Origin of the sequence: Planktotalea sp. (genome assembly GCF_018607995.1) — a bacterium.
GTDB lineage: Bacteria > Pseudomonadota > Alphaproteobacteria > Rhodobacterales > Rhodobacteraceae > Planktotalea.
Map to the genome: position 1 here is coordinate 134897 of NZ_JABBAL010000006.1, position 19469 is coordinate 154365.

18 protein-coding genes and 1 pseudogene are annotated in these 19469 nt (G+C 53.1%); 9 read left to right on the forward strand and 10 right to left on the reverse strand.

Annotated features, from left to right (window positions below):
- Positions 1–3 precede the first annotated feature (3 nt).
- From moaD to QZ280_RS02270, 8 genes are all read right to left on the reverse strand, one after another.
- Positions 4–249, reverse strand: coding sequence for a molybdopterin converting factor subunit 1 (gene moaD / locus QZ280_RS02235; RefSeq protein WP_293440677.1), 246 nt, complete (start codon positions 247–249; stop codon positions 4–6).
- Positions 249–914, reverse strand: coding sequence for a CDP-diacylglycerol--glycerol-3-phosphate 3-phosphatidyltransferase (gene pgsA / locus QZ280_RS02240; RefSeq protein ID WP_293440678.1), 666 nt, complete (start codon positions 912–914; stop codon positions 249–251). The genes moaD and pgsA overlap by 1 nt, the downstream gene beginning before the upstream one ends.
- A gap of 55 nt (positions 915–969) precedes the next feature.
- A complete protein-coding gene (locus QZ280_RS02245; RefSeq protein ID WP_293440680.1) occupies positions 970–3102 on the reverse strand; it encodes a DEAD/DEAH box helicase in 2133 nt (710 codons plus the stop codon).
- Between the two features lie 184 nt (positions 3103–3286).
- Positions 3287–5164 carry an excinuclease ABC subunit UvrC gene (uvrC, locus tag QZ280_RS02250; RefSeq protein ID WP_293440682.1) on the reverse strand — a complete coding sequence of 626 codons (1878 nt, stop codon included), beginning with the start codon at positions 5162–5164 and terminating at the stop codon, positions 3287–3289.
- A gap of 334 nt (positions 5165–5498) precedes the next feature.
- Positions 5499–6455, reverse strand: coding sequence for a calcium/sodium antiporter (locus QZ280_RS02255; protein ID WP_293440684.1), 957 nt, complete (start codon positions 6453–6455; stop codon positions 5499–5501).
- A 172-nt stretch (positions 6456–6627) separates the two neighbouring features.
- Positions 6628–7425, reverse strand: coding sequence for a S49 family peptidase (locus QZ280_RS02260; protein WP_293440686.1), 798 nt, complete (start codon positions 7423–7425; stop codon positions 6628–6630).
- Between the two features lie 64 nt (positions 7426–7489).
- Entirely contained in the window at positions 7490–8251 is a 762-nt protein-coding gene (locus tag QZ280_RS02265) for an ABC transporter permease (RefSeq protein ID WP_293440687.1), read from the reverse strand.
- Positions 8248–9177: an ABC transporter ATP-binding protein gene (locus tag QZ280_RS02270; protein ID WP_293440689.1), complete on the reverse strand. Its 930-nt coding sequence runs from the start codon at positions 9175–9177 to the stop codon at positions 8248–8250. Before QZ280_RS02270 ends, QZ280_RS02265 begins: the two co-directional genes overlap by 4 nt.
- Before the next feature lie 92 nt (positions 9178–9269).
- On the opposite strand from QZ280_RS02270, the gene QZ280_RS02275 reads away from it, so the two are divergent.
- Positions 9270–10241, forward strand: a complete 972-nt coding sequence (locus tag QZ280_RS02275) for a DMT family transporter (RefSeq protein WP_293440690.1) — start codon at positions 9270–9272, stop codon at positions 10239–10241.
- Here the strand turns inward: QZ280_RS02275 and glpD are convergent.
- Positions 10238–11788: a glycerol-3-phosphate dehydrogenase gene (gene glpD, locus QZ280_RS02280; RefSeq protein WP_293440692.1), complete on the reverse strand. Its 1551-nt coding sequence runs from the start codon at positions 11786–11788 to the stop codon at positions 10238–10240. The genes QZ280_RS02275 and glpD overlap by 4 nt on opposite strands.
- Positions 11789–11888: 100 nt before the next feature.
- Here glpD and QZ280_RS02285 point away from each other — a divergent pair.
- The 4 genes and pseudogenes from QZ280_RS02285 to QZ280_RS02300 form a co-directional block, all read left to right on the forward strand.
- Positions 11889–12185: pseudogene (locus tag QZ280_RS02285) on the forward strand (TRAP transporter large permease subunit); the annotation flags it as partial.
- 73 nt (positions 12186–12258) lie between these two features.
- Entirely contained in the window at positions 12259–13257 is a 999-nt protein-coding gene (locus tag QZ280_RS02290) for a helix-turn-helix domain-containing protein (RefSeq protein WP_293440694.1), read from the forward strand.
- Positions 13258–13366: 109 nt separating this feature from the next.
- Entirely contained in the window at positions 13367–14296 is a 930-nt protein-coding gene (locus tag QZ280_RS02295) for a carbohydrate kinase (RefSeq protein ID WP_293440696.1), read from the forward strand.
- Between the two features lie 223 nt (positions 14297–14519).
- Complete coding sequence (locus tag QZ280_RS02300; RefSeq protein ID WP_365734076.1) at positions 14520–15812, forward strand: trimethylamine methyltransferase family protein; 1293 nt, start codon at positions 14520–14522, stop codon at positions 15810–15812.
- Between the two features lie 41 nt (positions 15813–15853).
- Here the strand turns inward: QZ280_RS02300 and QZ280_RS02305 are convergent, their stop codons facing one another.
- Complete coding sequence (locus QZ280_RS02305; RefSeq protein ID WP_293440698.1) at positions 15854–17506, reverse strand: thiamine pyrophosphate-binding protein; 1653 nt, start codon at positions 17504–17506, stop codon at positions 15854–15856.
- A 311-nt stretch (positions 17507–17817) separates the two neighbouring features.
- Here QZ280_RS02305 and QZ280_RS02310 point away from each other — a divergent pair, with 311 nt between their 5' ends.
- The 4 genes from QZ280_RS02310 to QZ280_RS02320 form a co-directional block, all read left to right on the forward strand.
- Positions 17818–18546 (forward strand): nuclear transport factor 2 family protein, encoded by a 729-nt coding sequence (locus QZ280_RS02310; protein WP_365734078.1) that lies wholly within the window; start codon positions 17818–17820, stop codon positions 18544–18546.
- A 5-nt stretch (positions 18547–18551) separates the two neighbouring features.
- On the forward strand, positions 18552–18668 hold the full coding sequence (locus QZ280_RS16180; RefSeq protein WP_365734082.1) for a hypothetical protein: 117 nt from the start codon (positions 18552–18554) through the stop codon (positions 18666–18668).
- On the forward strand, positions 18665–19078 hold the full coding sequence (locus QZ280_RS02315; RefSeq protein WP_293440700.1) for a hypothetical protein: 414 nt from the start codon (positions 18665–18667) through the stop codon (positions 19076–19078). The genes QZ280_RS16180 and QZ280_RS02315 overlap by 4 nt, the downstream gene beginning before the upstream one ends.
- A gap of 6 nt (positions 19079–19084) precedes the next feature.
- A partial coding sequence (locus QZ280_RS02320) for an amidohydrolase family protein (RefSeq protein WP_293440702.1) occupies positions 19085–19469 on the forward strand: 385 nt, incomplete at its 3' end.

Sequence of the window (19469 nt, forward strand, 5' to 3'; positions counted from 1 at the left end):
TGTTCAACCGCCTGTCATCGGAGGGAAAAATGCGATCTCGCGCACGCCCTCAAGAGAAGCATCGAAATCGCTCAGATCTTGATCAACAGCGACACGAAGGGCCGAAAGATCCGAGAACGCCAACGCGTAGCGTTCTTCGCGCGCGCGCAATTCTTCCACCAAGTCCATTACAGTTGCCGCCGAGGTCTCAATCTGTTCCTTCGGCAAACCAATCCGTTCGCGCACCCATGCGAAATAAAGGACATTCATTACCCATCATCCTTCAAATGAGGCAGCGATTTGCAGAAATAATCCCAACCTGTGATCAAGGTTAAGAACGCAGCAAGCCACAAAAGCCACAAGCCCACACGGCCAGACCAAATCATCCCTTGGTATTTCCAACCAAGGCCGAGTACATCTTCTTCTTCGCCACTTAGGATTGCTTCGAACATCGCTTGATCTATCCCCCACGCGGACATGCCGAGGTAATGTTCAAACACGCCCTGACTAAAGAGAACTGAGATCGCAATCATCTGCGCAGTGGTTTTCCATTTTGCCAGTTTGGTGACTTTCAGGGTTCCCGCAGTGTCCCCTAAGAATTCACGTAAGCCGGACACAAAAACCTCGCGAAACAAGATCATTGTCGCAGGCAGCACCAACCAAGCCGACCATGATGAAAACCCGATGATCACCATAAGCGCGATCACCACCATCGCTTTATCAGCAATCGGATCCAGCATCGCGCCAAGTTTGCTTTCCTGTTTCCACGTCCGCGCGAGATAGCCGTCTAGCCAATCGGTTAGCGCCGCCAACACGAACAAACACAACGCAAACCAATCCGCGTAGGGGCGTGTGAAATAAAGAAACATCACGGCCACACCGGGTGCCGCAAGCAGACGCAGGATCGTCAGTAAGTTTGGGATATTCAGTGTCATCCCCAATACCTAAGCCTGCGGAGAAGCCCCCGCAAGCCCACTTTGCCACAATAGTCTACCGCGTACGAGGGGCTTTACGCATTGGTCGCGCCTCAGGCCCTTTGCCGGCACGCGTTTTCACCTTGTAGGGCTTGCTCTCGCCGCTTTTAGGCTTGCCTGCCGCTGCTTTGGCCCGCGCTTTGCGATCGCCCATAGGCTTGGATGGATCCATCGCACCTTTGCGTGATTTGGGCTTAGGCACCGCCGCTTTATGCGCAACAGCGCCCGTATCTACAGCGCTAGGCGCGCGCACAGGCTTGGATTTGTTCGGCGTGCCAGATTTCGCAGCGTGCTTAGGCGGACGCGGATCGTTTTTACCAGGCTTGTCAGCTTTATAAGGCGCTTTGCCCTTGGGCTTGTCGAACTTTGGCTTGGCGCTGCGGGGTTTATCATACCTTGGTTTGTCGCCGCGAGGACCATCATGATGTGGCTTATCATAACGAGGCGTGTCTCCCCGTGGGCGATCCTCACGCGGACCTTTACGGTGTGGACGCGCAGGCCCGTCCGCAGGCGGACCATTTGGCGAAGCATCAAAATCGGGCTTGCCCGGTAATTCGGTCAGCTTTGCGCCCTGCTCAAGGTCCAAGTCGTCGCCCAGCTCTTTCTTCATGCGCTCAACGGCGGAGGTCTGAACTTCGACGAATGTCTCTTGATACTGCACGCGGATCGCACCGATATCATCCTTAGAGATATTTCCATTACGACAGAGCATCGGTAACAACCAACGCGGCTCCGCCTTGTGCTTGCGACCCAAGGACAGTGAGAACCAAGAGCTCGGCCCAAAATCACGCGGCGCGCGTTGCCCTCGCGGTTCGCGCTTGCCGCGTGTGTCGGTCACTTCGCCCAATTGTTCAGGCGCTGAATGCTTGGAGCGGTGCAGGCGCAAGAATGCCGCTGCGATCTGCTCTGGCTTATACTGCGAAAGCAACTTGCCCGCGAAGCTTTGTTCATCTTCGCTCAAAGCCTCTGACCAAGACGGATCATTGAGCATGCGCTCTTCATCGCGCGCATTAACGTCATCGGCGGAGGGTGCATTTGACCACTCGGCTGTGAGTTTTGCAAAACGCAACAAACGCTCCGCTTTGGATTTCTGCCGGCCTGGTACGATTAGCGCAGAAATACCTTTGCGACCCGCACGCCCCGTCCGGCCAGAGCGGTGCAGCAGCGTTTCACCATTAGATGGCAAGTCTGCGTGAATCACCAATTCAAGGTTGGGCAAGTCAATTCCGCGCGCAGCCACATCCGTCGCTACACAAACACGCGCGCGCCCGTCGCGCATCGCTTGGAGTGCATGGGTACGCTCGTTCTGGGACAACTCACCCGAGAGCGAGACAACCGAAAACCCTCGGTTCGAAAAACGCGCAGTCAAACGTGCAACCATTGCACGGGTGTTGGCGAAAACAATTGCGTTCTGCGCTTCATAGTAACGCAACGTGTTGATAATCGCGTTTTCCGTATCGGAGGGCGCGACTGTCATCGCGCGGTAGGTAATATCTGCGTGCTGCGGCCCTTCGCCGATTGTCTCAACCCGCTTGGTATCTTTGCGTTGATACTTCTGCGCTAGTTTCGCAATACCGCGCGGCACAGTCGCGGAGAACATCAAGGTGCGGCGCTCGCTTGGTGTTGCGTCCAGAATATATTCCAGATCTTCAGAGAAACCCATATCGAGCATCTCGTCAGCTTCATCCAAAACAACCGCGCGCAAAGCCGATAGATCAATCGCCCTGCGCATGATGTGATCGCGTAGACGGCCTGGTGTTGCGACAACAATATGCGCACCACGCTCTAAAGCACGACGTTCTGTACGTGAGTCCATGCCGCCGACCGTTGAGGCAACCACAACACCCGCTGGTGAAAATAGCCAATCGAACTCACGCTTCACTTGCAAAGCCAATTCGCGCGTCGGCGCAATGACCAAAGCCAATGGCGTCGCCGCGCGTTCAAATCGACCGTTCTCTTCCAAAATCGTCGGCGCAATCGCCAGACCGAAGGCAACAGTTTTACCAGACCCTGTTTGCGCGGAGACAAGCAAGTCTTGATCCAAAAACTCGGGTTGAGACACTTCAACTTGAACCGGTGTTAACGTTTCATAGCCTTTCGCCTTCAAAGCCTCATTCAAAGTTGGAATTACGTTTTCAAAATCAGTCATTACATACCTGCCGTTCGAACAAGCCACGCGCATAGGCTCATTCAGACAATAAGTATACCCCCCCAAACAAAATGCCGCATCGCAGCAACTTCATCTTTCCAGATAAACTTTGGGGTTTGGGACACAGCCCTATTCCGCCGTTTTAGCGGCTCATCAAGCATGCGCTCCCGCGCATTCGATTAGATCACCCACGCTCATGGAAATAATCATAGATCACCTGCGCCAGAGCCGCCGAGATCCCATCCACCGCTTTCAAATCGACCAAATTGGCTCGACCTACAGCTTTTGCAGATCCGAAGTGCGCCAGTAGCGCCCGCTTTCGCCCTGCCCCGACACCTGGCACATCATCAAGGGGCGTTGCACCAATCGCTTTGGAGCGTTTCGCGCGATGCGCGCCTATTGCAAATCGGTGGACCTCATCGCGCATGCGTTGAATGAAATAGAGTACAGGATCATTGTGGCGCAGCGCAAATGGGCGTTGACACGTACGGTAGAATTCTTCCTTCCCCGCATCGCGATCCACACCCTTGGCAACCCCAACCATCGGGATGTCGCCAACATCATAGATTTCCATAATCTCACGCACAGCGCTCACTTGTCCCGCTCCGCCATCGATTAAAAGCAAGTCTGGCCAATCACCTTTTTCACGATCGGGGTCTTCTTTAATCAACCGCTTAAAGCGCCGTGTCATGACTTCCTTCATCATGCCAAAATCATCGCCGGGTGTCAGATCATCGCCTTTGATGTTAAATTTACGATAGGCATTCTTGATGAACCCTTCTGGACCCGCAACAATCATACCCCCAACCGCGTGCGCACCTTGGATGTGGGAGTTATCATACACCTCGATCCGCTGCGGCACTTTCTCAAGGCTAAATGCCTCTGCCAAGCCCTTCAAAAGCTTACTTTGCGCCTGCGTCTCCGCCATTTTCCGTGCGAGGCTTTCGCGTGCGTTGCGCACTGCACCGTCCATGATCTCAGCCTTCTCACCCCGTTGCGGCACAATCAGCTCAACTTTTCTGCCAAGCTTTTGCGCCAAAGCGTCCGCCATCAAGTCCTCATTCAAAAGACCATGACTGAGCAAGATTTGACGTGGCGGATCTTTGGTGTCGTAGAACTGACCCATGAACGCTTCCAAGACTTCGTGCTCGTCGACATCAGCCGCCAAACGCGGATAATAATCCTTGTTGCCCCAATTCTGATTGGCGCGAATGAAGAAAACTTGCACACAGGCCTGCCCCCCCTCCATGTGCAGCCCGATCACATCCGCCTCGGACACCCCACGTGGATTGATCCCTTGCGCAGTTTGCACCTGTGTCAGCGCTTTGATGCGATCACGCAACGCAGCTGCGCGCTCAAATTCCATCTCTTCCGATGCCTGCGCCATTTGGCCCGCTAGCTTATCTTGTAGCTCCGTTGATTTACCCGCCAAAAACCGTTCCGCATCGCGCACGGTTTCTGCGTAATCCGCCTCCGATATTTTCCCCACACAGGGTGCAGAACAGCGTTTGATCTGATGCTGCAAGCAGGGCCGCGTGCGCACATCAAAGCTGGAATCACTACAATCACGCAACTGAAACGCGCGCTGCAACTGGTTCAACGTCCTGTTCACTGCGCCAGCAGAAGCGAAAGGCCCGTAGTATGCCCCCTTCGCCTTCTTCGCGCCACGGTGTTTGGAAATCATTGGATACGCGTGATCTTTACTGACCAGAATGTTCGGGAAACTCTTATCGTCGCGCAACAAGACATTGTACTTGGGCTTAAGCTGTTTGATCAGGTTTTGCTCAAGCAAAAGCGCTTCTGTTTCAGTCTTTGTCGTCAGAAACATCATGGTTGTAGTTTGCGCAATCATCGTCGCAATACGGCCCGAATGCCCAGTTCGACGCGCATAATTTGAGACGCGCGCGCGCAAGTTGCGCGCCTTGCCCACGTAAAGAACACGACTCTGCTCATCCAGCATTCGATACACGCCGGGAGAACTATCAAGCGTCTTCAAATAGGCTTGTATAACCTCGGCACCGCGGGGTGCCTGATCACTTTGGGGATTAGGAGTTTCACTCATGGGTCAAGAATATGATTCTTCATAGTTAGCTGCAATGATACTCGCGTCAGAGCAAGAGAAAAGACATCCACGATTCCTGTGGATAAGTCTGCGGATAGTTTGGCCTGACACGAAAATTTCCTTTGTTTTTCGGCCGCTTCTACTATTTGCCTAAAAATCAGGCGTTTACGCAAGGCGCTGATAACATTGCATAAAAATATTAACTTCGGTTAAATTGTTGAAAACACTCAGTTAATAATATGAAAGTGTTAACTTGCCGGGCTATCCTGCAAAACTTTCAGCAAGTTGACCTTAAAGCAACTCATTCGCTTGTGTAATTCAACACGTTCAGGGTCTAGAAAATCACAATTCCAACGTAGGCGGCATAGGCAACGAACAGGCCGATGCCCCAAGCGCGCGTGATATTCCATCGCCAAAAGACGAAGGGCATAAGCAAGACTGATGCGCCCAGCATCACCCATAAATCGAAACGTAAAAACTCTGGCGCGACGGGGATCGGACCTATCAAGGCGGCAACGCCAATGATAGCTAGAAGGTTAAACATGTTGGATCCGATGACATTGCCCAGCGCCACATCTGCCTGGCGCCGCAACGCCGCCATCGTAGTTGTTGCAAGTTCAGGTAAAGACGTGCCCAGCGCAACAAGCGTGAGCCCAATGACAGTTTCACTAACGCCATATTCGCGCGCTATCAGCGATGCATTATCAACCAGCAAATCCGCACCCAGTGGCAAACCAATTAGGCCCAGCAAGAGAAAAGCGATGATCTGCCACCACGGCATATTCGGATCTGCGCCCTCAATTTCCTCCTCGCCCTCGTTCACCGCCAACGCCGCACCTTTTCTGTACTTATGCGCATCGCGGAAGGCATCGAACAAAACATAACTCAGAGCGGCCAAAAGCACCAAAGCCTGCCAGGTCCCGAATCTGCCTGTGAAGGCGAGCGCAATGAACAGGACTGTCGCAAGCATCATGAACACATAGGTCTTGCGGGTATTGTATTCGGACGTGTGTAAGGTCGCCAAAATTGCGGGAAAGCCGAGAACCAGTAAGATATTTGCGGTATTTGAGCCAACAACATTGCCCATCGCGATGTCCGGCTTGTTTTCAAGAACCGAATTGATTGCGATCAACAACTCTGGCGCAGAGGTTCCAAACGCTACTATCGTAAGGCTCACAATCAAGGCGGGAATGCCAACGCGCAAACTCAGGTTGACCGCACCGTTCACCAAGGCGTCACCTGCCATTAGCAAGATCACCAAAGCCAATGAGCACAAAAGCCATGTTACCATGTGTTAGCCCCTACCCTTGCCACACGCACAAGGTCCACGGCCGATTTTGAAACGACCACACTTTCTGCACTTGGCATTCTGCCACTGTTTTTGCCCAGGGAAGGTAAACTTCCCGAACATGGCCAACACGCCCATGCCCACGAGAAAAAGTGTGACAATCTTGAATATCACGTCAAAGACCAAACCGCGCAAATTCGGCGCGCTCTTCGATACCACCCAAAGCATCGGTGGCGATTTGCGCGCCTATCCGGCTCATAAACCCGCGTTTCAGCCCGTAGCGCTTGAAGCGCACTTTATCACCAAAACGCGCCTTCATCACAGGCACCAAATGAGCGATCCCATCTATCAGGCCCACATCTTTCGCCACCTCGCCAATCCAGATATCGCCGGTGAACAATTCACTGCCCTTGTCGAGCTTTCCTCCACGACGCTTTTGCACGTATCGAATGAAATTGGTGTGAATTTGCTCGAGCATTCCTTTAAGACGCGCCACATCTTCTTCTGTTTCAGGCTTGAACGGGTCCATCATAGATTTGGATTTGCCCGCGGTGTGAACCCGTCGCTCGATGCCCTGTTTGGCCAGAAAGACATGCGCGCCAAAACCTGCAGAGATCACGCCAATGGATCCCAGAACCGAACTTTCGTCCGCATAAATTTCGTCCGCCGCCGCCGCAAGCCAATAACCACCGGAGGCCGCAACGTCCTCGACAAAGGCGATAACGGGAATTTCGTTTTCATCCGCTAAACGTCGGATCCTCGCCCCAATCAGCGAACTTTGAACAGGACTGCCACCGGGTGAGTTGATCTGTAAAGCAACCGCATCGGGTTTGCCGCGCGTGAACGCTTTCTCGAGCACGGGCGCGAGAGATTGATCATTGAGCGCGCCGCGCCCGCTCATACCGATGGCGCCAGACAGGCGCACAACGGCGACCACAGGCTCGGACTTTATGAAGGGAACAAAACGTTTCATCCGTCCGATGTAGATTGCCCATTGGCGCGAAACAAGACGCGCATTCGATATATTGTGAACTGTCTCACTTACGGATCCGCCAACCAGTCTTGAATATCCACCAAACCACGATCAGGCAGAGCGCCGTAAAGCTCGCGATTGCCAGCAAACTTAGGCCGATTGGCACATCCGTCATGCCGAAAAACGCCCAGCGGAAACCCGAGATCAAATAGACGACAGGATTGAACAAAGTGATCGTTTGCCAGATGGGCGGCAACATGGAAATCGAGTAAAATGATCCGCCAAGGAAGACCAAAGGCGTGACAATCAGCAATGGAATAAGCTGTAATTGCTCAAAATTCTGCGCCCAAATGCCGATGATAAAGCCGAACAGCGCAAAACTCACACAGGTCAGCAACATGAAGGCAATCATCGCGAACGGGTGCTGGATTTGCAGATCCACGAACAGGGCGGAGGTTGCAAGAATCACCACCCCAATGAACAGCGCTTTCGTTGCTGCCGCACCTACATAGCCAATCACAATCTCCAAAAAATTCACAGGGGCGGACAGTAATTCGTAGATCGCGCCGATGAATTTCGGAAAATAGATACCAAAAGAGGCGTTGGAAATCGCTTGGGTCATCACGCTTAACATGATGAGTCCCGGCACGATGAACGCGCCATAGCTGACGCCGTCGACTTGATCGATGCGACTGCCAATCGCAGCACCAAAGACCACAAAGTAGAGCGAAGTGGAGATCACCGGCGAAATGAAGCTTTGCATCAAAGTGCGAAAGAAACGCGCCATTTCAGAGACATAAATGGATCGAACAGCTTGCCAATTCATGCTGCATCTTCCGCAACCAGTCCGACAAAAATATCTTCGAGGCTGGATTGTTTGGTTTGCAAATCACGCATGGTGAGGCCAGCACTTGCAAGATCGGCCAGAAGGCTTGTGATGCCGGTACGTTCACCTCGCCTGTCATAAGAATACAAAAGCGCTCGTCCTGCATCCACCAGCTCCAGATTATAAACGGCCAGTGCGTCGGGAACTGTTTCAATCGCTGTCGTCAAATCAATCTGCAATTGCTTTTGCCCCATCCGTGTCAGCAAGGCCTGTTTTTCTTCAACTAACAGCAGCTTGCCCTTGGCAATCACACCTATGCGATCCGCGATGGCTTCGGCTTCCTCAATGTAGTGGGTGGTCAGAATAATCGTTGTGCCGCTCGCCTTTAGACCCGCCACAATCTTCCACATATCCTTGCGCAATTCAACGTCCACGCCAGCGGTCGGTTCGTCCAAAAAGAGCACCTCCGGCTCGTGACTCAGCGCTTTTGCAATCAACACACGGCGTTTCATACCACCTGACAATTCCATGATGCGGCTGTCTTTTTTGTCCCACAAGGAGAGTTCACGCAGAACTTTTTCCAGATACGCCTCGTTTTTTGGCTTTCCAAACAGCCCGCGTGAGAAACGAACTGTGTTAATCACACGCTCAAAGGGCTCAAGATTGATTTCTTGTGGCACCAAACCGATCATACGGCGCGCATCACGATAGCCATTCACGATGTCATGGCCGCCGACCGTAACGGACCCGCTGGTGCCTTCGGTGATGCCACAAATCGTTGAGATCAGGGTGGTTTTACCTGCACCATTGGGGCCAAGCAACGCTAGGATTTCACCTTTTTCAATGTCCAAGGTCACACCACTAAGGGCTTCAAAACCGCCGTCGTATCGTTTGACCAAATCGCGCACACTTAAAATTGCTGCCATTGCCGTCCTCTTCATTAAGCACTGCCTATATGCTTCGTGCAGCAGTCGCAAACAGGCTGGCATTGGTGCCGCGATGCCTATACCGCTCAAGGATGGAAACACGCGACACCTCTACACTCGGCATCCTTTTCATTCTGATTGGGATGGGCGCAATCTCCATCAATGATGTGCTGATCAAGCAGCTATCAGGCGGATATCCATTGCATCAACTGGTGTTTACGCGTTCCTCCATCGGTTTGATATTCTCGATCTTCTTGCTGCAACTGGAAGGCGGCTGGGGACTTTTGAAAACCTCGTCACCGGGATTGCATCTGTTGCGCGCACTTATGGTCGTGATATCGAACATGTCGTTTTTCGCTGCGATTGCGGTGCTGCCTTTAGCTGAAACCACCGCACTCTTCTTCGCAGCCCCCTTAATGATAACGCTCTTGTCCATCCCGATCTTGGGCGAAAAAGTTGGCCCCATGCGATTGTCAGCCGTCTTAGTCGGCTTTATCGGAGTTTTAATCATGCAAAGACCGTGGCAAAGCGTGGCAGATACGGATGTAAACCGTATCGTTCTGTTATTGCCGATCGTTGCCGCGCTGACCTACGCAATCAACCAAGTCATGACGCGTAAGTTGGGGGTCAGCAGTAAAGCGTCCGCTCTTGCGATTTACATCCAAGTGACGTTCATCTTCGTGTCCCTCGGGTTTTATATGGTCGCCGGTGACGGACGATATGCAGTGGATGCAGAAAATGGCGCAGTGGTTTTTTTGTTGCGCGCCTGGCAATGGCCTCTGCCGGGGGATTGGCCCTACATGCTGGGCCTTGGTTTTCTGTCGGCTATCGTTGGTTACTGCTTGGGTCAAGCTTATCGCGTCAGTAGCGCGGCGACGGTTGCGCCTTTTGAATACATCGGCCTTCCCCTTGCAGTGCTTTGGGGTTTTGCCATCTTCAGCGAATTGCCAGATTTGGCTGTCACCCTTGGAATTGTGTTGATCATGGGCGCAGGCCTGTTCGTATTTTTGCGCGAACGTATGCTGGCCAAACGCATCACGCGCCCAACCAACATGCGCCGTTAGCTGCGCATAAAGCTATCGATCTTCGCTATTTGATCGTCACACAAACGCAGGCCGAGCTTGCTGCGACGCCAGATCACATCCTCTGCGCTGCGTGCAAATTCATGGGTTTTTAGCCATGTGAGTTCCGCAGCGGTCAGTGTCGCACCAAAGTCTTCGCCCAGATCGCTAGCAGCCTTTGCCTCGCCCAGAATGATCTGCGCGTCGGTGCCGTAAGCCCGCACCAAACGCTGCGCCCAGCGCGCGGTAAGAAACGTATATTCACGTTGTAAATTTGCAATCAGCGGCGCGACGTCATCCACCTGAAAGTCACCGCCAGGCATCGCAACACCTGCAGTCCAATCAACACTCAGCCCTTCAAACTGCGTGCCTATCTTCGCCAAGGCACTTTCTGCCAAACGGCGATATGTCGTAATTTTACCACCAAAAATATTGAGTAAAGGGGCCGCATTGGTATCAAGTTTCAACGTATAATCACGTGTCAAAGCAGAAGCGTTTTCAGCACCATCATCATAAAGCGGACGCACCCCAGAGTAAGTCCACACGATTTGATCGCGCGTCACAGGCGTTTCAAAGTATTTCGATACAAACGCGCACAGGTAATCCTGCTCTTCAGGGGTGCAGGTCGGCACCTCTGATAGGTCGTTATGATCCGCGTCTGTTGTGCCAATCAGGGTAAAATCACCCTCGTAAGGAATCGCGAAAATAATGCGACCATCCTCGCCTTGGAAAAGGTAGCACTTGTCATGATCATAGAGCTTGGGCACCACGATGTGCGAACCTCGCACCAACCGCACACCTTCGCGGCTGTTCGAGCCAAGAGTGCCGTTCAATACATCGCCAACCCAAGGCCCAGCGGCGTTCACGATCATCTTCGCGCTCACATCGCGCAGGCCGTCGTTGTCTTCTAGCGTTACCGTCCAATGGTCATCCCTGCGCACCGTGTCGATCACTTTCGTGCGCACCATTATCTTAGCGCCGCGCACCTCTGCATCGCGGGCGTTCAAAACCACAAGGCGGGAATCCTCAACCCAGCAATCCGAATATTCATAGGCTTTCGCAAAGCGATCCTGAAGCGGTGCGCCTTCGACACCGGTGCGCAAATCAACGGTCGAGGTCGCAGGCAGGATCTTTCGCCCACCCAACGTGTCATAAAGGAACAGGCCAAAGCGGATCAGCCATGCAGGGCGGCGTCCTTTCATCCAAGGCATAAAAAAACTGAGAAGTTTGGAGGTTGGCGTCGCACTCTCAAAACGCATGTCTTTGTAACAAGGCAGTACAAATCGCATGGGCCAAGAAATATGCGGCATCGCGCGCAAGAGTGTTTCGCGCTCGATCAAGGCTTCCCGCACCAAACGGATCTCGAAATACTCCAAATAGCGCAAACCACCATGAAAGAGCTTGGTCGACGCACTGGAAGTGGCAGACGCAAGATCATTCATTTCCGCCAATCCGACACGCAATCCCCGACCCGCCGCATCACGCGCAATACCACAACCATTGATACCACCACCAATAATGAGCAGGTCAAAATCTGTTTCCACGGTCATGGGAGTACCTCAATAGGCGAGTCGGGGACTTGGGATGGTTTAGCGCAATCAGTTCGTCATCACCACCACACAGGTTTCGCAAACCCAAAGCGTTACAAGATGCATCTTCGAAAGCAGGTCGATACTTTTGCTCACCGTGCCAATTTTCTTTCCCTTGGTAACAAGCATCGGATTTGATACCGTCTGGTTCAGTATCGTTGTCGTTGTTGTCATTGAAATCAGTCTGATCACGCCCCCTGTCGGGTTGACCTTCTTCGTACTCAAGGGCGTCGTGGGCGATGTGTCAACAGCTACGATCTTCAAAGGGGTCACGCCGTTCTGGATGATGGATATTCTCCGGCTCATCCTACTTTTGGCCTTTCCTGCTTTGGTTCTTGATTTGCCCTCACAGATGTAGCACACGCTCTCTTGACGCTTTCGCGATTTAGCTCCATGAAAGTTAAGCTTCCAGAGGCCTGGGTGGAACCATCGTGTCGCGTATTGAAATGAAATCCAAACACGCCCGTGACACACCTCACAGCGACCCCGTCAGAGGCGCGCTTTTCACTTTTGAAATATACGTTGGACGTGGGTTTGCCGAATACGAAGCCGCCGCGATTGTAAACACTCTTAGAATGGGCAACGAAGTGCTGGGCGGTCCGGTTTTTCATTGGCGTTATGTGTCCGAGACCCCCGGCCTTTTGACAGGACTATGTGGCATGATTATTCGCGCCGAACCTGTGGTAAAGGACCACGAAATGGCGGATGCGCTGATCGTCGTCGGCGGTCGTAGTGGTGTAGACGCAGACTGGTTGCCCCGCTTGCGCCAAATGACCCGCGTCGCGCACACCTGCGTTTTGCTCTCAGATGCAGCGACCACATATATCAAACGCACGAAGTCCCCAATAGGCAAGGTCACGACCCACTGGCGCGATGTGCTGTCCTTGATGGAAGCGGGCGATCATCCTAACCTTACCACCAATCTGTCGGAAAAATCTGGCGGCGTGATCACCGCCGCAGGCACTGGTGCGACTGAAGAACTGATCCTGTCACTGATCGGATCGCAATTCAGAATCGCTGATCTTGCTGAACTGAGTAATCGCTTGCTCTTGCCATTGGTGCGCACCCCGCATGCAGATCAACCGCGCGATATTACAGCACTTCCTGCGCTATCGGACGCTCGTGTCAAATCTGCGGTGAAAGCGATGGAAGACTCGCTCGAATTACCTTTGAATATTTATGAACTGGCCAAAACCATTGGCGTCTCTACCCGCCATCTTGAGCGCATGTTTAAAGAGGTCTTCAACCAGACCCCAGCCCGTTTCTACAAACAGCTACGCACCAAACGCGCGCGCGCTTTGGTGGAAGACACACAAATGCCGATGATGGAAATCGCCCTCGCCACGGGCTTTGGATCAAGCAGTTCGATGAACGAGGCGATCAAAAAAGAATACGGGCTGACGGCCTCTAAAATGCGGCTTCGTCGGTAGGTTGGGCCGCGCTCGCAAAAAATAATAGAAATGCTGGATGCGGAATGCTATCCGCTGCCACAGCAGCTATGTGAGCGCTAACAATACGTCTTAAAACGAAGGAAACCCTATGATCTTGAATTGCGGCGAAGCGCTAATCGACATGGTTGCGGGCGCAACCAATGATGGACAAATGGCCTTCGTGCCTCATTCAGGCGGCGCGGTGATGAACACTGCAATCGCACTTGGTCGACTAGGCGTGCCATCGGGGTTCTTTGCGGGTCTGTCGAACGATCTGTTTGCCGCGCAACTCAAAGCACATCTAAGCGCGAGCCATGTGTCCTATGATCTGTGCCCAATCAGTGATGCGCCAACCACGATTGCCTTTGTGCAGCTGGAAAATGGCCAGGCCAAATACGCGTTCTTTGACGAAAATACCGCCCTTCGCAACCTGCAACCCAGCGAAATTCCCGCCCTGCCGGACGCCATTGACGCGATGTTCTTTGGTGGCATTTCCTTGGCCTATGGCGCATGCGCAGACACCTATGAAACGATGCTCATCGCTGGGGCAGCCAATCATGTCACGATGATGGACCCTAACATTCGCCCCAGCTTCATCCGCGACGAAGCTGCTTTTCGCGCGCGCCTGCAGCGGATGATTGCAGCAACTGACATTTTGAAGCTCAGCGATGAAGATCTTGAATGGCTAGAAGGCACAGGCGAGATCGCGGATCTGGCAAATGAGTTACTGTCGAAAGGCCCAAAGCTTATCTTGATCACCCAAGGCAGCCAAGGTGCCACAGCCTTTCACAAAGACTATCAAGTGAATGTGCCAACGGTTCCGGTGGACCTTAGCAATTCGGACACAATCGGTGCAGGCGATACGTTTAACGCAGGCGTTTTGGCGTCGCTACATGACGCAAGTTTGCTCAGTAAATCGTCAATCGCAGATCTTAGCCAGCAAGACGCAGAAAGCGCAGTTGCTTATGGCATGAAAACCGCCAGCATCACAGTGTCGCGCAAAGGTGCGAACCCGCCATGGAAACATGAGCTAGCCTAATCGAAAAAAGTTGCCTTAGCGCGCGGTGTGTTGTCCCCTTCGACTAAGTCCTTAGCGAAAGTAATACACGTCTGCCGCTCCTCGCCGATCCGGTAGCAAAGTGCGCCATGTTCAGCGCGGCGCGCCGCCCTGTTTGAACCCTGCACCGCCAGGTCCAAGTGGCAGGCTGTATCGCCCTTTAAACGAGGCTGATCTCAACAACATCTAACATACTGCCCTGCGCTTGCTCAGCGATCTGGGCATGGGCGAAGTGCCCAAGCGGCTTTGGCACGATCTGATCGCGGCGGGTGCGCATGATCTCGGCAACGACCGTAGTAGCCTTCCGAATGCACTGGTTGAAGACACGATTGCGAAAGCCAAGAAGCGCTTCACATTGCATGGGCGTGATCCCAACCGCTCAATCGAGGTCGGTGGTGACAAGGTCTACTTCGAAACAGGCGGGGCAACGGTTAACACGCTTGATCTGGGGAGCGGGCTGTATCGCTCCTCCACCTTGGTTGATCTGCATGATTTCACATGCTTGCAAGATACGCTTGATAATGTCGCGTGGTTTACGCGCTGTTGCATCACCACGGATGTCCCCGACCCTTTCAATCTAGATGTGGCGACCGCCTATGCCTTGCTGAAGAACACTACGAAGACTGTGGCAACAGCCTTCACATTGGCGGAAAACGTCGACCCTATTGTACAAATGTTCGATATCGCGGCTGGGGGCGTCGGTCAATTTTCCAAACGGCCTTTTGTGAAGACCCACATCAACCTCGTGATTTCACCAAAGCGCTTTGGCGAAGGCGCAGTCAGTGTTGTGTATAAATGCATCGAACATAATATCCCAATCTCATGCATCACGGCCGCACAGGTGGGCGCGACGGCCCCGGCCACATTGGCGGGTTTTTTGGCGCAATCACTAGCCGAAACATTGGCGAGCTTGGTGATGGTCAACATTATTTCTCCAGGCTATCCGATGATTTTTTCCAATTGGCCCTTAGTGATCGATCTACGCAGTGGCGCATTTGCGGTAGGTGGTGGTCAAACGACGCTTTTGAAAGCGGCATCAGCGCAATTGTCCAATTGGCTTGGCCTGCCCTCAGGTATCGCGGCCTCAACGACTGACACCAAAGCGATTGACGCCCAATATGGGGTCGAAAAGGGTATGAACTCACTCGCGGCGGCGCTTGCAGGGGGCAATTTAATCTATGAAAGCTCCGGAATGACAGCTGCCCTTTTGGGTGCGAGTTTTGAAGCCTTCATTTTGGGCGATGACATGCACGCGATGACCTATCGCGCGCTGCGTGGCATTGAGGTGAGCGAAGAGAACCTCGGCTATGATACTATTTGCAACGCGATCTTTGGGGGCGGGTATTTTCTAGGTTCAGGCCAGACACATGCCGCGATGGAGCGCGATTATCACTACCCCAAGCTCGCACATGGGAATAAGCCGGTGCGGAAGATGCTTGGAGCCGTGCAAACACCCGCGCCCGCGCGATCTTGGCAGGGCAAAAGCCGAACCACCTAAGCACCGAGCAGGACGCGCGGATCGAGTCAATATTCAACGTCTTAGGTTAGCCATTTACCGGGTGCGATAAGCAGCGGATCTTGTGTCACTTCAATCAAGCTGATGCCACCGCGCGCTCGTGCGGCGCTCAACGCCGCCTTGAATCCTTCCAAAGTCTCGACCCGTTCTGCATGCGCCCCAAAAGAGCGCGCGAAGTTGCAGAAATCCGGGTTGATCATATCGGTCCCAGAGACACGCCCCGGAAATTCGCGTTCTTGATGCGCCCGAATTGTGCCGTAGCGCGCATTGTTTACGACAATCACCGTCAGGCGCAGATTGTGATGCGCCGCCGTCGCGAGCTCTTGGCAGGACATCATAAAACAGCCATCCCCTGCGATGGCATAAACTTCGCGCTCGGGTTCAGTGGCAGCCGCCGCGACCGCTGCGGGCAGACCATAACCCATCGAGCCAGAGGTTGGTGCAAGTTGCGAACCTGCGCTGCGATATTTGTAAAAACGATGCAACCACGCCGCATAATTACCCGCCCCGTTACACAAAATCGCATCTGCTGGCAGCGTATTTGCGAGATGCGCAAACATAGGGGCAAGCGGATCATCAGGGATTGCAGCGGGAGAAATGTAATTTTCAAATGCAGCGCGTAAGGTCTTCGTTCGCGTACTAAAGCGATCATTCGCAATCGGTTCCCAATTGGCGACAGCGCAGCAAAAGCTCTCTAGATCAGAGACCAGCGCAAGCGTGGGTTCATACACGCGGCCCAACTCTTCAGCTTGCGGGAAAACATGAATCAAACCTTGCGCGGGAACAGGTGGGGTCAACCATGAATAGCCCTGTGTTGTCATTTCCCCCAAGCGCGGACCGAATGCTAACAGCAGGTCGGTTTCGGCCAATGCCTCTTTCAAGTAAGGTGTCGGGCCCACACTAAAATGCCCAACGTAATTGGGATGATCATTGTCAATCACATCTTGTGCTCGCAGCGAAACGGTGACAGGAAGATCCTGACGCTCCGCGAAGGTTTGAAGGGCAGCAATGCCCGTCGCGCTCCACCCGCCACCACCTGCCATAATCATCGGTTTCTTCGCAGCGGCCAAACGTGTGCGCAAGTCTTCCATAGCATCAGGGCTGGGTTGAAAGCGCGGTGTCGTGACACGACGTGGCGGGTTTGGCACGACAACGTCATCGTAAAGCATGTCTTCTGGCAGCGTCAAAACCACTGGTCCAGGGCGACCCGACAGCGCCGTGCGATACGCACGTGAGACGAATTCCTGAATGCGCGTCGGATCATCAATCTCTGCCACCCACTTTGCGACCTGACCAAACATACGCCGATAATCCAGCTCTTGAAACGCTTCACGCTCTGTCATGTCGCGCGCAACTTGACCGATGAAAAGGATCATCGGCGTGCTGTCCTGAAACGCTACATGCAAACCAGCACTAGCGTTGGTCGCACCGGGTCCGCGTGTCACCATGCAAATGCCCGGACGTCCCGTGAGTTTACCATGCGCATCCGCTGCCATCGCGGCGCCTCCCTCTTGACGGCAAGTGATAAATTCAATGTCGTCTAGGCGGTCGTGCAACGCATCAAGAACTGGCAAATAGCTTTCTCCGGGAACACCAAACACATGCGTGCTGCCCTGTGCTATCAATAGATCAACAAGATGATCCGCTGCACGACGCTTCGCTGAGGTCTGTGTCATGTCGGGTCCAGTCTGCTGTTTATTTCGCGTATCTATGAGCCGGATCATAACGAGCCACGCTGGCAATTGAAAAGTCGTTTCTTCGCGCTTGCATACGAACGCAATAGTGATGGACATTGCCAAAGCGATACTTCAGAAAATCAAGGAAGAGACAGTCCAAAAGATAGCCCGTGACCGATTTTTAAGCAGAGAAACGCCTTGTTCTTGAATACTACGACGCCTTCGGTCGAGCGGACGGCGCAGAGCTTGCGAACGTGCTCTAACGCTACACATCCGAAAGCTACACTTGGCGAGCGTTTCATCCGTTTCACATGGAAACTGACGCAACGGAAGTCGCGCGTCTGTTCTGGCGACCATTTCGTCGATCCGTGACTAGCCTTCAACGGCGCATGGATGTTTTCATCGCGGGCAGCAATCATGTGGATGGCGACAATTTTGTCTGGGTTAGTTCGATGGGCCACCTAATGGGTCTGTTTGATATCGAATGGTTGGGCATTCAACCGACGGACAAAATGGTGATGCTGCGCTATGCAGAGTTTCACAAAGTAGAAGATGGCAAGCTCGGCGACACAGCATTTTATTATGATATCCCGCATCTGATGATCCAGGCGGGCTATGATCCGTTCGGTTCGCAAACAGCGGCACATATGGTGCAACCGGGTCCTGCCCCACACGATGCATTGCTCATTCAAGATGCAGATCAGAGCGAAGGCCAACGCACAATGGATGCGATGATCGGTGATCTTGGAACTTGGCAAAGCGGTTCGCCCATCGAAGAAGAGCTCGCGCGCACTTGGCATGACGATATGATCTGGTGGGGACCCGCTGGCATCGGTGCCACCTACACGATTGAGCGTTATGCCAAACAGCACGCAATCCCCTTTCGCGCGGCGTTTAGTGAACGATCCGGCACAGGCCACATCGCGCGCATCGCGGAAAGTAACTACAGTGGTTTCTTTGGGTGGCCGAACTTCACCGCCAAGCCGACGGGAGGCTGCATGGCTCTCCCCCCAGCGATACAAAATGTGAATTTCGCGTGATCGATATGTATCGCCGTAAAGTGGACAAGTTGAAAGAGAACTGGATTTTCATTGATCTGCTGCATATCTCTAATCAGTTGGGCATCAACATTCTCGCTAACCTTAAACGGACAAGCACATGATACGCGTTGATGCACACCATCACCTTTGGGACTTAAGTGCGATTAAATACCCATGGCTCAACGCACAAGGGGTTGAGCGGTTTTTTGGCAATCCAACCCCGATCCATCGCAATTATCTTTTGGATGAATTCAGCACGGTTGCGGCGGCACATGGGGTTGGTAAATCTGTGCATATTCAAGTTGGTGCAGCCGACGCGTGGGACGCAGCCCAATGGGTGCAGAGCGTGGCGGATGTGGACCCGCAGTGGCCCATGGTGCAGGTGGTTTTTTGCGATCTAACAGCGCCTATTCTGGCCGCACAATTGGATCAGTTCCAAACACTGTCTATTGTGCGCTGCGTGCGTCAGATCGTTGGTCGTGCCCCCGGCGAGGACGCGCAAACTGGAACAAACGAGTTGTTGCACTCATAGGCGTTTTTGAATGGTTTAAAGCTTGCGGGTGCGCGTGGCTTATCCTTTGATTTACAGATCATTCCCGAAATTATGCCGCAGATGGGAAAGATCGCAGCGCAAGCAAGCGACACGAAAATCGCTCTTTGTCATGCAGGATCGCCGCATTATCGCAGTCGCGCAGGGCTTCGCGCGTATGCGCGTGCTCTAAAACATCTGTCAGAGCTTGAAAATGTAACCTGCAAGCTCTCCAGTCTTGGGATGTTCGATCATGAATCGCGTGTGGACGCGATCAGACCCGTCATCGAGATCTGCTTGAATCAATTAGGAGCGGATCGTTGCATGTCCGGCTCTAATTTTCCTGTGGATATGCTTTATTCCGATTACACGAAACTTGCGCAAAGCTATTTCG

What these genes read in the sequence shown, in the direction of transcription:
- QZ280_RS16180 (WP_365734082.1), top strand. Translation starts at nt 18,552, where the DNA reads ATGTATCGCCGTAAAGTGGACAAGTTGAAAGAGAACTGGATTTTCATT.
- QZ280_RS02295 (WP_293440696.1), top strand. Translation starts at nt 13,367, where the DNA reads ATGATCTTGAATTGCGGCGAAGCGCTAATCGACATGGTTGCGGGCGCA.
- QZ280_RS02265 (WP_293440687.1), bottom strand. Translation starts at nt 8,251, where the DNA reads ATGAATTGGCAAGCTGTTCGATCCATTTATGTCTCTGAAATGGCGCGT.
- QZ280_RS02275 (WP_293440690.1), top strand. Translation starts at nt 9,270, where the DNA reads ATGGAAACACGCGACACCTCTACACTCGGCATCCTTTTCATTCTGATT.
- QZ280_RS02260 (WP_293440686.1), bottom strand. Translation starts at nt 7,425, where the DNA reads ATGAAACGTTTTGTTCCCTTCATAAAGTCCGAGCCTGTGGTCGCCGTT.
- QZ280_RS02315 (WP_293440700.1), top strand. Translation starts at nt 18,665, where the DNA reads ATGATACGCGTTGATGCACACCATCACCTTTGGGACTTAAGTGCGATT.
- uvrC (WP_293440682.1), bottom strand. Translation starts at nt 5,164, where the DNA reads ATGAGTGAAACTCCTAATCCCCAAAGTGATCAGGCACCCCGCGGTGCC.
- moaD (WP_293440677.1), bottom strand. Translation starts at nt 249, where the DNA reads ATGAATGTCCTTTATTTCGCATGGGTGCGCGAACGGATTGGTTTGCCG.
- pgsA (WP_293440678.1), bottom strand. Translation starts at nt 914, where the DNA reads ATGACACTGAATATCCCAAACTTACTGACGATCCTGCGTCTGCTTGCG.
- QZ280_RS02245 (WP_293440680.1), bottom strand. Translation starts at nt 3,102, where the DNA reads ATGACTGATTTTGAAAACGTAATTCCAACTTTGAATGAGGCTTTGAAG.
- QZ280_RS02255 (WP_293440684.1), bottom strand. Translation starts at nt 6,455, where the DNA reads ATGGTAACATGGCTTTTGTGCTCATTGGCTTTGGTGATCTTGCTAATG.
- glpD (WP_293440692.1), bottom strand. Translation starts at nt 11,788, where the DNA reads ATGACCGTGGAAACAGATTTTGACCTGCTCATTATTGGTGGTGGTATC.
- QZ280_RS02270 (WP_293440689.1), bottom strand. Translation starts at nt 9,177, where the DNA reads ATGGCAGCAATTTTAAGTGTGCGCGATTTGGTCAAACGATACGACGGC.
- QZ280_RS02310 (WP_365734078.1), top strand. Translation starts at nt 17,818, where the DNA reads ATGGAAACTGACGCAACGGAAGTCGCGCGTCTGTTCTGGCGACCATTT.
- QZ280_RS02305 (WP_293440698.1), bottom strand. Translation starts at nt 17,506, where the DNA reads ATGACACAGACCTCAGCGAAGCGTCGTGCAGCGGATCATCTTGTTGAT.